The sequence below is a fragment of the Parabacteroides vesiculifaciens genome (assembly GCF_049860805.1).
GTDB lineage: Bacteria > Bacteroidota > Bacteroidia > Bacteroidales > Tannerellaceae > Parabacteroides.
Map to the genome: position 1 here is coordinate 2564446 of NZ_CP187555.1, position 10630 is coordinate 2575075.

Below are 10630 nucleotides of genomic sequence, written 5' to 3' on the forward strand. Positions count from 1 at the left end.
AACCAATCAAGGCTTTTTTCAGAGGGATACATTTCCCCCTCTTATAGCCATAGCAGCGGATGGCGGATGGGGAGGTTGCGGACCACCTCGTCATGGGTGGGGAAATGCTCCAGCCGCTTCCAGGTTTCCAAGTAGGCCTTGTCGGGAGTGTGGGCGATGCTGAACAGAAGGGCGGGCTGGGCGACCGGCCATTCCTCCCAACACATGACATCTTCGGCGAAAGGCCACCCCGCCTTGTCTTCGATGTAGGGATACAGCCAAGCCACGGCTTTCTGCATATTCCGGCCATCCGCGAGCGTAAACGCCCAAAGGTCGTGCTCCCTGTCGGAAAGGAGATGGCAAACCGTTGCCATGGCATCGAGGTTGAACAGGGAATAACCATACGGCTTCGTCCGTTTCAATTCAAGCGGGAAACTGCCATCCGCCGCCATCTGTGAAGGCATCAGGACCGTTTCGAACCGCTCCCTGCAAAAGCCGAGCCACTCTTCATTGCCTGTATACCGGGCGAACATGGCCACCTGCATCACCCAGCACGTCCCGTGGTTGTTCTTCGCTTTCATCTCCTGCACGCCGTATGGATGCGTGGTCAGCCATTCAAGGTAGCTGGCGAACCAAGCCCGCGTGCCCGCCGCGTCTTCAGCCGGGAGGAGCCCGGCTTGCTCCATCCGCATGAGCGACTGCACGACCTCTATGAGGTGGACCGTGTCGATAATGCCGATGCCCCGCCCTGTCGCGATCCCTTTGATGGCCTGGGCATATTGCAGGTTGGGGTTCATCCGCGTTTCCGGATCGGCAAACCAAGCCCGGATATGCCGGAGGGCTTGCCGGGTATATTTCTCATCGCCCGTCACAATATAGGCAGAGACCAGGTCGCCGACCAACGAACTGAAGCGTACCATGGCGTGACGGTGCTCCACGAAGTTATCGGGGTTGGTCTGCCCGTCACGGCGGATATAGGCACTGTCGGGGCTTGCCGGGTTGGGCCACCAGTAATCGCCTTCGGAATAGAAATCATGGATTCCCCCGGCACTCCTTTCGGCCCTGTAGGCCGTAATGGTCAGCGGCTCTTCCGCCAACGCCTTTTCGCCCCGGGCCACCACCTCGCCGCCGAGCAGGCCCGCCACTTCTTCCTTCAATGGAAGTTCCCTCTTGCATTGGCAAAGCAGCAAGAGGGCGAATAACAATAATTTATACATAACCTGATTTTTAGTTTGTCACATAGATCCGGTGGAGTGCATCCCCTTCCCAGCCCCTTCCACCGGGATGTCGCAACCCTATCCTTTACGCCCCGCAACCCTATGGGTAAGGAGGGCTTACCCATAGGGTTGCGGTTCGCCGAGCGCCTCGACGATCTCGCGCACTTGGGCGGGGGTGTAGCAACGGGCACCGGGTTGCTTGCCCAACTCGGCGAGACGCTCCGTAAGGCCGGGGTAATGGCGGATCCACCGGTCCAGCTTCCGTTGGGCCGACTTGGGTAACAACTCTGGGCTGTAGAGCATCGACAACTCCGTCAGCCCATAACTCCTGATGCGAAAATGTTCTTCTCTTTCCATCTCTTCCTTGGTTTGATTTACTTCTGCGAATATACGAAAAAGCACTGATATTCGGAAAGATAAGCACTACTATTTTTCACCCGGAGACCATCAAAAAAGCCACCACGAAAGCAGTGGCTTGTGTGGCAAATATACGCACTATTCACCGCAAAATATGTGGAGATTAGCACTTTTATTCACCGCAAAGGAAGTTAACCATCCTTACATACCTCTATACCGACGCCCGGTGCAGGGATAGGGCTTTAAGGTGTTTTACCGCCCCCTGCCCCACCGTACGCCCCGCTAACGCCCAATGCCCCCGGGGCGCATCGTATCTTTGTGGTACCGGAAAGAGGAAGAGGGTGCACGGCTTCCCACAGACGGTGGCAATTATTTCAATATCATCAACATTTTAAAACGTAAAAAGACATGATCCGTTACAAGAAGTATCAGAATCAGACCAAAGACACCCCGCTGAGCGGAAAGTGGCTGGCACGGGCGGTGGCCGACGAGACGCTCGACACACGCGCCTTGGCCGAACACATGGCCAAACACAACACGCCGTATTCGCCGGGCGTGATCCACGGCGTGCTCAAAGACATGACCTGCTGTATCAAGGAACTGCTCCTCGACGGCAAGAACGTCAAGTTAGACGACCTGGCCATCTTCGGCGTGGGCATCCGGGGCAAACCCGCCGACACGACCAAAGACTGGACAGTCGCCACCAACGTGGTCGGGCTGCGCCTCAAGTGCCGCTCAACCGGCACCCTGGCAGTCAACCAACTGAAGCTTGAAGCCCAACTCAAGGAAATGTCGCCCTACAACGTCGAAGACGGCAACACCGGCGGAGGCGGCGGCGAGGATGATCGGCCGGGAGAACTTTGATCCATCGTCCATAATTCATAAATCATAATTCATCAACCATCATGGAAGAAAAGAGCGAAAAGAAGTCCGTATGGGGAGTCATCCTCAAAGTGGTCATCATCGTGGCCACAGCCTTGGGAAGCGCATTCGGCATCACCGCCTGTATGTAGGGGGGAAAAGCGATTACCGTGTAAAATCCGGAGTTTGGCACTCCGGATTTATATGGGGCGCAATTCCACAGTCAACCCCATAGCTGCCGCAATGCGGTACAAAGTAGAAACGGTTGGGACGGTAAGCCCCCGCTCTATCCTCGAGATATAACCTTTGTCAGCCCCAATACGCTTGGCAAGCTCTGCCTGCGTGAGCCTTGCTTTTTTACGGGCATTCAATAAGATTTGGGCATTATACTCTTCCCATGCCTTTTCGCGGTTCTTTTCACGTTCGGGAGTCCCTTCTTTCCCGAGACCTTCATCCAACCAAGCATCCACATCGTAGATATCTTTACTTATTTCTTTTAGCATTGTAATATTCCTCCTTCAATTTGATTGCTTTTTTAATTTCATTATCAGGTGTTTTTTGCGTTTTTTTCTTGAATGCGTTAAAAAGGACAACTACGATATCGCCGTCATATATGAAAAAGATACGAAACTCATTGCTGCCATAAGTTACGCGGAATTCATAAATTCCATCCCGTATAAACTTTATAAAGTGGCTTGGCATCTTATCTTCCACTTTAAACAAGTCTAACGCACGGCGAATTTTGTTTGTTTCGTCTTTTGACAGTTTTTTTATAAAGTCGAAAAAATAACTTTTGTATGTAATGATCCTTCTCATGATGCAAAGGTATGAAAGTTATATAAAAACACAACCCTGCTGTTTTTTTTTAATAGCGCATTCGGCATCACCGCCTGTATGTAGGGGGGGAAAGCGAGAGGCGCACAGCCCCACCGGGTTTCCCCCGGCCGGCGTGCGCCTCTCTTGCGCTGTTGTTGTCATGTGCGCGCTTGTCTTTATCCCATCCGCTTATTTGACAGGGGCTTCTTCACCGACTTTCAAAGGGGTGATATTGTTTTCTGCTCCCGGATAACCGATGTTCTGGTTCAATATTCCACCAAAGTTCGTATTGATGGCACTTGCCGGAACCGGCCACAAAACATGGTGGACGCTAATCTTATATTCAGCCCATTTATGTTTTACGCCCTTGTTATAGAAATTGTTCTTGGCCACAACCCAGTCATACCAGAAGTTATACCCCTCTTCTTTGACATTCGAGCCTATTCCGCCCGGGCCGGAGAAGTTATCCATTTTGTAAGTCCGCCCACCGAACACCTCACACGGTTTGCCTGTACGTGCATAGATATAAGAAATACGGACTAATTCCAAGTGGCGGTTTTCTTCGTAGTAGAGTTCGCGGGCACGCTCGTCAAGGATGGCTCCTATGTTGATGTCGGCTGCTGTCAAAGGATCTGCACCGGCACGCTGGCGTACGACATTTAACATATTGGCAGCATCCTGAAGCTGGTCTTTCCAATAATAGCATTCGCCCATCATCAGATAAACTTCGGCAGATCGGTAGATATACCAAGGAGTCTCGCCACCTGCCCATTGCTGCTGCAATGGATCCGGAACAAACAATTTATAGTGTGGCCACATAAACCAGCAGCGAATGGTGTCTTCTACAGACATTGCAGGATTCTTCACAAGATTCTTTCCATACCATTCGCTTTTCCCTTTCAGGCTGGGATTGTTATAACGCAACTCTTCCATGCGCATCCAACTGTCGTGGTTGTTAGGGCTGCGCAAATCGTTTTTCTCTTTGTCTGTCCAAATAGTATATTGGAAATAATTGGTCGGACGTGCACGGCCGATGCCACGGCCATAAGTTTTGTTCAAGTCCATCGTGGGATCCGTCTCATCGGCAGCCACGGTCTGGCTTGTACCGACTTGTCCGTCAGGAGTTTTCACTGCACCGCTATTCCAAAACGGGACACCGTTACGCATCGTTTGGACACGGTCGGAGCCATCCACTTCCGGATAAGCTACCACATACATCAACCCTTCCGTGTTGCCCATATCCAACTTCGCTTCCACGCTATGCAGGTCATGCATCAAATTGGTATGTGGCTTTGACTGGTTGACGGTAAAACGGCTGGTCATCAAAGGATGGGCCGCCACGATCTCCTTGCCGATCTCCAAAGCCCGGTCGAAATCGCCCAATGTCATGCAGATCTTCATCAACAAAACTCCACAAGCTGCCTTTGACGTTTTTCCACGGTCTACCTTTTCCGGCACCCACTGATAGGCGAACTCCATATCTTCTTTGATCTTCTCCAAGATGCTCCAACGATCATATGAGTAGAAGTCATATTTGGGAGTCGTCAACTCACCGTCCAGGTAAGGTACATCGCCAAATTGGTGCGTCAATTTGAAATAGCGGTACGAGCGCTGAAAATAAGCTGCGCCTAAAACCGCATTCCTTTCAGCTTCGTTCTTAAAAGTAGCGGCATCAATACGCGATACAACCACATTTGAATATTTGATAGCCTTGTAGCCTTCATACCAATACCAACCGACTTTGGTCTTGTCCCCATGATTCAAGTTCATATCAGGCAATAGCACATTATCCATGTCCATCTGGGGGCCGGCCTTATCCGTCGTTCCTTCTACACAAATATCAGACTGCACCATTTCCGTCACAATGGGAGCTGCATCTCCAAAATATTCGTGCCTCATATTTCGTTCGCAAGAGGTCAAAGCCCCATAAAGACCTTCGGCATTCACGTATGCATTTTCCGGCGTATAGAATGACAGAGGTTTCGGCTCCAACCAAGAGTCGCTGCAGGAAAACAAACCTGCCAAAAGAGCCACGGCACCTACCGAAGCTGTATACTTCTTAAAATCTATCTTTTTCATGTCCATTTCTGATTTAAAATTTACAAAGTGAAGTTCACACTCAAGTTATAAGTTCTCGGAGTAGGTATCGTTGTTTCCGGATCCCAGAAATCCCAATGTGGTGCGAACACGGCGACATTGCGCACGCTCATGGACAAACGCATATTCTGCACATAAAACTTCTTCAAGAAATTCGCCGGGACATTATATGACAATGTTATGTTGTCCAAACGGATGAATGAACGTTCCACATAATTATTACCTATGTTCTTCGAACCGATACGTGCATAGTCGTTAATCGGATTTTCAGGCATCCAGCGGGGTTGTACATACTCGGTACAACGGTCAGGAAAATTAGATACGTTTGCCGCACGGTTGAACGTATTATAATATCCCCAATGGGAGTACATCATGAATGAAAACGTCAAATCCTTCCAGAAAGTAAATTGGTTGCGCAATGACCAGCGGAACTGTGGTGTCTTGTTTTTCTGGAACACCTTGTCTTTGTCAGTCATAACACCATCCTTATCCAAGTCCAAATATTTGAAATCACCGGGCTGGTTGCCATATTTGGCAGCTTCTTCGGCTTCATTTTCCTGCCATACGCCATCACGCACATAATCCCAAATCTGTTCCGTATCATGCCCGATAAACCATCTGTTCTTCACGTCATCAGCTTCCTTTTGGCCTATCACGTTGCCATTGTCGTCCAAAACATCGACCATATCACCATACAGATGTGAGATTTTACGACGGTTCATGGAGAAATTTCCACTTGCTGACCAAGAGAAGTTGTCCTTTTTGATGATATTTGCATTCATAGAGATTTCAAGACCTTTGTTCTTGATTTCCCCCAAATTGGTAGCGACACTGTTAAATCCTGTGATTTCAGGCAGCGCACGGTCAACTAAAAGATCATTGGTCTTTGCTAAATAGAATTCCATAGCCCCACTCAGGATATCGCCCAATACAGAATAATCCAATCCGACATTGTAGGATGTAGTTCTTTCCCATTTCAAAGCGGCGTTAGACATACGGTTTACATATAGTTGTGAAGAATTGTAGAGGTTACCACTCTGGTCAATATAGGGGTGCAAGCCTGAAGTCAAGTCCGAAAGGGCTTCGTACTGGCCGATGTCGCGGTTACCATTCTGCCCCCAAGAGAAGCGCAACTTACCGTAGTTCAACCAAGAGTTCATGCTTTCCATGAATTTTTCGGAACTGAACGTCCATCCCAAAGCAACAGCAGGGAAGACTGCACGCGGGTGCATCTGCCCGAAAGCGGAATAGCCGTCACGACGAACGGAAGCCGTCAACATATAGCGATTCTTGAACGAATAGAACAAGCGTCCCATCAAAGCATCCCCCGTCTTGTAGGTATCGTCACTGCTAACCAAAGGAACGGTACCGGCTTGCAGGCGGTGGTATCCTAAAATATCGCTGGGTGAATAGTTGGATGACATTGATGATTGTTTCCAAGACTGTCCTTTTTCCGCATTGATCAAGAAAGTAGCTTCAACCGTATGCAGTTTGTTGAATTCACGTCTCCAACTGAAAATATTATCGACCTGCCAACTGAATCTCTTGCGGGTCGTACGCTCCGAACTTCCTCCTTTACTTGCCCAATTCTCATTTTCCGCTGATTCATGGCTGTAATATTCATAAAATTCATAATGTGGAATAAAGTTCATCTGATATTCAATCCCGAACGGTAACGACACCTTCGCATACATATTGGCATCCAAAATAGAATACATTTTCTTGCGGTCACGGTACAAATTATCATAGAAAGGGTTCACCGGAGTGGCATCACCTGTCGGGAGGCGACGGTAAGGGCTGTCCGGATCATCCAGATTATTGGAGCCATAAGGGGATATCCGGATCATCTGTTCCCAATCGCAAAGCCAATATTTATCTTTGTCGCTGTTCCCATTCGAATCATAATTGTTCAAGTCTTTCTCATCCCTGGAGGAGAAACTGGATCTCAGACCGACTGTCAGGAAGTCGGTGATCTTCGATTCCAAATTCAAACGTGTACGGAAATTGGTCATGCGGTCGCCGGTAATGATACCTTCACGATCAGAATACCCCAAAGACCAATAATAAGACATATTGTCCGTACGGTTGGAGATGCTGGCTGTATAGTCTTGTTGCAAACCGGTTTGGAAAACCAAGTCGTCCCACGCGGTTTCATTGCCAAGCATATAATTCTCGATTTCAGGAGATTTAAAATCAAGACGGGACAACCACGAACGGACGAGTTCGTCTTCCGTAACGGAAGAGACCGGTGTTTTTTGCGTATAGTTATACCAAGTCAATGGGTCTACACTCTGCAATTTGCGGGGATCGGAAAAGATTTCCGGGTACTTGGCCAGATATTCTGCAGAGTTGCGAGTTGTCTCATAGTCTTGGCGATATTTCACGAAGCCCGGTCCATCCAATATTTCTTGCTGGTTGGCAACCTGCACAAGACCGATATTCGCATTGAAATTAACAACCGGCTTTCCGACTTTTCCCTTCTTCGTTGTCACAACCACAACCCCATTGGCAGCCTTGGCACCATAAACGGCAGCCGAACTGGCATCCTTCAACACGTCGATCGCTTCGATATCGACAGGGTTGATGTCGTTCAATGAACCTTCAAAGATGACTCCGTCCAGCACGATCAACGGGGATGAGCCGGCCTTCAAGGTATTCTTACCACGGATCTGCAAACCCGACTGTTCCTTTGCACCGGTGGACATTCCGATATTCAAACCCGGCAAATTAGCACGCATCAAGTCTTGGATAGAAGACGGAGATTCTGCCGCAAGTTGTTCAGTCTTGATCGTTGAGATGGCACCTGTCAGGTCTTTTTTCTTTGCTGTACCGTAACCGATAACCACGACTTCTTCCAGGTTTTGTGTGTCTTCTTTCATCTTAACATCGATCTTCTTCCGATTGCCGACAGTAACTTCTTCTGTCAAATAACCAATATAAGAAAAAGAAAGAATCGGATTTTTGCCTGAGATTGCAATGGAATACGCTCCATTCATATCCGTAATGGTTCCATTGGTCGTGCCTTTTTGCATGACATTAACACCGGGAAGAGATTCTCCCGAGGTATCAACCACTTTTCCAGTAATCAGAAAACTTTGTGCATACGCACTTCCAAAGTTTATTAGACTAAGGATGAAGATAAGGATGTATTTGTACATCCTTATCTTCGAGTGAGCACTCGAAGATTTTGTTGTCCTTTTTTTCATACTAATATTTTTTTTAGTTTAACATTTTGCAAAAATAATAAGAGAGAACACCTTCAAAGCAGAGTTTTTTTGCAAATTATGATATTTTTTTACCACAAAACCACAAAATGATCAAAAAAAAGCACTGGCACCTGAATGATTCAGGTACCAGTGCTTTTACACGTTATTGCTATATGAATTACAAAATTACTGATTCATTTATAACTTTTCAGGGGCTTCTTCACCGACTTTCAAAGGGGTGATATTATCTTCTGCACCGGAATAGCCGATATTCTGGTTGATCACACCGCCTGTATTGGTTTTGATGGCGTTGTAGGGGACAGGCCATAAAACATGATGGACACTGATGCGATATTTGCCATTGGCGACTTCAGTCCCGTCATGGAAGAAGTTGTTGACCTTCATCAGCCAGTCATACCAGAAATTATAACCGGCTTCCTTCACATTCGAACCGGTTCCACCGGGACCGGAGAAAGTATCCAGTTTATAAACACGGCCACCGAACACTTCGCAAGGTTTGCCCGTCTTGGCAAATGTATAGGCAATCCGGACTAATTCCACATGGCGGTTTTCTTCGTAGTACAATTCACGGGCACGTTCAGCCAACACCTCTCCGATGTTGATATCCGAAGCAAGCAACGGTTCGGCACCGGCACGTTTGCGGACAACGTTCAGCATATCGGCTGCTTCCTGCGCCTGGCCTTTCCAATAATAACACTCGCCCATCAACAGATAGACTTCTGCCGAACGATAGATATACCAAGGTGTTTCGCCACCACTACGGTCCGTGTTTTTCGTTGGGTCCGGGACGAATATTTTATAATGAGGCCATGAGAACCAACAACGTACAGAATCCGAAACACTCATATTCACCGGACGGACCAAATGTTTCCCATACCATTCGGATTTGCCTTTCAATCCCGGAGCGTTGTAATACAGGTCTTCCATACGGCGCCAGCTGCCAAGGCCGTTCGGGCTGCGGAGGTCATTCTTCTCTTTTTCGCCCCAAATGCCATATTGCAGGAAGTTATTCGGACGGCAACTACCAATGCCACGCCCTACATGGAAGTCATTGTCGATTTCCGTTTCCTTATCAGCCGCAGCAGGAGAGATGGCAGTCCCGGATTGCCCATCGGGAGTCACGATAGCTGCCCCCTTCGCCCAATAAGGAGTGGCGTTACGCATACTTTGGATACGGTCGCGCCCTTCCACATCCTGGTAGGAAACGACATACATCAACCCTTCGGTGTTCGACATATCCATTTTGGCCTCCACGCTGTGCAAGTCATGCATCAGGTTCGTGTTCGGCTTCTCCTTGTTGCTCGTGAAACGGCTTACCATCAGCGGATGGTTGGCCACGATCTCCTTGCCGACTTCTATCGCCCGGTCAAACTCGCCCAAGCACATGCTCACCTTCATCAGCAAGACACCGCAAGCGGCCTTGGAAGTCCTACCACGGTCCACCTTTTCAGGCACCCACTGGTAAGCAAATTCCAGATCCTTTTTCAACTGCTCCAAGATGCTCCAACGGTCATAGGAATAGAAATCCAGCTTCGGCCCTGTATATTCGCGGTCCAAGAACGGGACGTTCCCGAACTGGTGGGTCAGCTTGTAATAACGGTAGGCACGCTGGAAATAGGCAGTACCTAAAACCGCATTACGTTCAGCTTCGTCCTTATAAGTCCCGGCATCGATGCGCGACAACACGACATTGGCATATTTGATGCCTTTGAAACCTTCGTCCCAATACCATCCCATCTTGTTCTTGGCATCACTCCTCACTTGGGTCGGGATCATATAATTGTCGAAATCGACCAAAGCCCCGCTTTCATCCGTCTTTCCGTTCACGGCTATGTCAGAAGTATAATATTCCGTCAAAATCGGAGCTTGGTCTCCGAAAAACTCATGCCGCATATTACGCTCGCAAGCGACAATGGCAGAATACATACCCTCGGCATCCACATACGTATTTTCCGGCGTATAGAAAGAAAGCGGTTTGGGTTCCAACCAACTTTCGGAGCAGCCGGTCGTCAGCAATGGCAACAAAGCCAATGCCCCTATCAAACATTTTTGTTTTTTATTCTTCATGATTGTTGT

The 10630-nt window shown here is 48.4% G+C and carries 9 protein-coding genes; 2 read left to right on the forward strand and 7 right to left on the reverse strand.

The annotated features are described in order from the left end of the window. Nucleotides 1–41: 41 nt before the first annotated feature. Entirely contained in the window at nucleotides 42–1196 is a 1155-nt protein-coding gene (locus ACPYIV_RS10470) for an alginate lyase family protein (RefSeq protein ID WP_425886477.1), read from the reverse strand. A gap of 117 nt (nucleotides 1197–1313) precedes the next feature. Next, nucleotides 1314–1553 (reverse strand): DUF4248 domain-containing protein, encoded by a 240-nt coding sequence (locus ACPYIV_RS10475; protein ID WP_425886478.1) that lies wholly within the window; start codon nucleotides 1551–1553, stop codon nucleotides 1314–1316. A gap of 408 nt (nucleotides 1554–1961) precedes the next feature. Between ACPYIV_RS10475 and ACPYIV_RS10480 the strand changes: the two genes are divergently transcribed. Together ACPYIV_RS10480 and ACPYIV_RS10485 are read left to right on the forward strand one after the other, a co-directional pair. Continuing rightward, nucleotides 1962–2417, forward strand: a complete 456-nt coding sequence (locus tag ACPYIV_RS10480; RefSeq protein ID WP_293739646.1) for a DNA-binding protein — start codon at nucleotides 1962–1964, stop codon at nucleotides 2415–2417. A gap of 41 nt (nucleotides 2418–2458) precedes the next feature. Continuing rightward, nucleotides 2459–2566 carry a smalltalk protein gene (locus ACPYIV_RS10485; RefSeq protein WP_425886479.1) on the forward strand — a complete coding sequence of 36 codons (108 nt, stop codon included), beginning with the start codon at nucleotides 2459–2461 and terminating at the stop codon, nucleotides 2564–2566. A gap of 48 nt (nucleotides 2567–2614) precedes the next feature. On the opposite strand, the gene ACPYIV_RS10490 is transcribed toward ACPYIV_RS10485, so the two are convergent. The 5 genes from ACPYIV_RS10490 to ACPYIV_RS10510 form a co-directional block, all read right to left on the reverse strand. Next, nucleotides 2615–2917: a helix-turn-helix domain-containing protein gene (locus ACPYIV_RS10490; protein ID WP_299361629.1), complete on the reverse strand. Its 303-nt coding sequence runs from the start codon at nucleotides 2915–2917 to the stop codon at nucleotides 2615–2617. After that, nucleotides 2898–3230 (reverse strand): type II toxin-antitoxin system RelE/ParE family toxin, encoded by a 333-nt coding sequence (locus ACPYIV_RS10495; RefSeq protein ID WP_299361632.1) that lies wholly within the window; start codon nucleotides 3228–3230, stop codon nucleotides 2898–2900. The genes ACPYIV_RS10490 and ACPYIV_RS10495 overlap by 20 nt, the downstream gene beginning before the upstream one ends. A gap of 189 nt (nucleotides 3231–3419) precedes the next feature. Continuing rightward, nucleotides 3420–5309, reverse strand: a complete 1890-nt coding sequence (locus ACPYIV_RS10500) for a RagB/SusD family nutrient uptake outer membrane protein (protein ID WP_425886480.1) — start codon at nucleotides 5307–5309, stop codon at nucleotides 3420–3422. Between the two features lie 20 nt (nucleotides 5310–5329). Continuing rightward, complete coding sequence (locus ACPYIV_RS10505; protein WP_299361645.1) at nucleotides 5330–8485, reverse strand: SusC/RagA family TonB-linked outer membrane protein; 3156 nt, start codon at nucleotides 8483–8485, stop codon at nucleotides 5330–5332. A 246-nt stretch (nucleotides 8486–8731) separates the two neighbouring features. Beyond that, nucleotides 8732–10621 (reverse strand): RagB/SusD family nutrient uptake outer membrane protein, encoded by a 1890-nt coding sequence (locus tag ACPYIV_RS10510; protein WP_425886481.1) that lies wholly within the window; start codon nucleotides 10619–10621, stop codon nucleotides 8732–8734. Nucleotides 10622–10630 lie beyond the last annotated feature (9 nt).

What these genes read in the sequence shown, in the direction of transcription:
- ACPYIV_RS10470 (WP_425886477.1), bottom strand. Translation starts at nt 1,196, where the DNA reads ATGTATAAATTATTGTTATTCGCCCTCTTGCTGCTTTGCCAATGCAAG.
- ACPYIV_RS10475 (WP_425886478.1), bottom strand. Translation starts at nt 1,553, where the DNA reads ATGGAAAGAGAAGAACATTTTCGCATCAGGAGTTATGGGCTGACGGAG.
- ACPYIV_RS10480 (WP_293739646.1), top strand. Translation starts at nt 1,962, where the DNA reads ATGATCCGTTACAAGAAGTATCAGAATCAGACCAAAGACACCCCGCTG.
- ACPYIV_RS10485 (WP_425886479.1), top strand. Translation starts at nt 2,459, where the DNA reads ATGGAAGAAAAGAGCGAAAAGAAGTCCGTATGGGGAGTCATCCTCAAA.
- ACPYIV_RS10490 (WP_299361629.1), bottom strand. Translation starts at nt 2,917, where the DNA reads ATGCTAAAAGAAATAAGTAAAGATATCTACGATGTGGATGCTTGGTTG.
- ACPYIV_RS10495 (WP_299361632.1), bottom strand. Translation starts at nt 3,230, where the DNA reads ATGAGAAGGATCATTACATACAAAAGTTATTTTTTCGACTTTATAAAA.
- ACPYIV_RS10500 (WP_425886480.1), bottom strand. Translation starts at nt 5,309, where the DNA reads ATGAAAAAGATAGATTTTAAGAAGTATACAGCTTCGGTAGGTGCCGTG.
- ACPYIV_RS10505 (WP_299361645.1), bottom strand. Translation starts at nt 8,485, where the DNA reads ATGTACAAATACATCCTTATCTTCATCCTTAGTCTAATAAACTTTGGA.
- ACPYIV_RS10510 (WP_425886481.1), bottom strand. Translation starts at nt 10,621, where the DNA reads ATGAAGAATAAAAAACAAAAATGTTTGATAGGGGCATTGGCTTTGTTG.